The following is a 1,141-nucleotide window of genomic DNA, read 5'->3' as shown; positions in this document are numbered from 1 at the left end:
TCAACGGTTCAGGATATTCAAATTTTAGCGAAGAAGTTTCTCCTATTACACCTACCGGAGGTCCTTGGAACCTAAGTGATGAATGTATTGCAAGCAGCTTAATCCATTTAACTTGCACAGAATTTGTTCCTAATGAGTCGGGATTCATTTTAGAAAAAATGGATGCTGCCACTGCATCATTTCAGCAAATTAAAGTTTTGGCAGACAACACAGTTTCTTATGAGGTTTCTGATAACATTGTAGCTAATGGAACTTACACTTACAGAATAAGGTACTTTACAGCAAATTATAAAAGCCCTTATTCTAACATAGCAAGCGCATCAACAGCTTATACAGATGTTCCCGCGCCTAAGCTCTTTCTATTAGGAAAAGTAGGAACTACAAGCGCGCAGTTTAAGTGGGAAGTTACTAACATTGCCACAAATTATGATGTAGAGATAGAGTGGAGTATAGATGGGATTAACTTCATAAATATTGATACCGTTGCGGGCGGTTCAACAACAACTCCACCAGCATATGTACATACAAAAGCAGATTCGAAGGCTATAAACCGATACAGAGTTCGCCTTGTTATTGCATCGGCATCAAGAACTTATTCAGCATATTCCAATGTTATTGGTCCATTTTAATTTTTGAGATTACTAAATGCAAGATGATTTTAGCACATTAGAAACTACAAATACAGATAAAATCTTAACAATGATCGTTGACAAAACCGGTCGTGTTATTGCGTTAAGCAGTTCACTTCGAAAAGCATTCTCATCAATTGTGCCGCATACAAACTTCTTAGAACATTTTAAGCAAGGCGAAGAATCATTATTAGCAAAGCTATTTAATGAATCAAGGAAGTCAGATCAAACAGTAACAGAGAAACTTGAACTTACAACTCGCGAAGGAATCAATTCGTTCGAATTAACAATAACTCCTATGAAGAGTGAAAACAACATTTATTACAATATGTTGTTCAACTCCAATTTAGTTTCTTCACAAAACTCCGAAGTTAAAAAGTTTAAAGTAGCTTCAACAGAAGTTGGAAAGCTTACTGCTGAACCCAAAATATCTGCTGCTGTAGAAAAAATTAAACTTTCTTTTCCTTTTTCTTTCATTGAAAAAGCAAAGATTCAGAAAGAGATAAATGATA

Annotated in this window: 2 protein-coding genes; both read left to right on the top strand. The window is 35.2% G+C overall.

The window, feature by feature from the left end; all coding sequences use genetic code 11:
* Nucleotides 1-629: hypothetical protein (locus Q8M88_RS06725; RefSeq protein ID WP_305595665.1), on the top strand; the 629-nt coding region annotated here is incomplete at its 5' end.
* 16 nt (nucleotides 630-645) lie between these two features.
* On the top strand, nucleotides 646-1,141 hold a 496-nt coding region (locus Q8M88_RS06720), incomplete at its 3' end, for a hypothetical protein (protein ID WP_305595663.1).

Origin of the sequence: Phenylobacterium sp. (assembly GCF_030693805.1) — a bacterium.
In the GTDB taxonomy this organism is placed as follows: Bacteria; Pseudomonadota; Alphaproteobacteria; order Caulobacterales; family Caulobacteraceae; genus Phenylobacterium.
The sequence above is the reverse complement of the archived record's forward strand: the minus strand, read 5'-3'. Positions and strand labels throughout refer to the sequence as shown.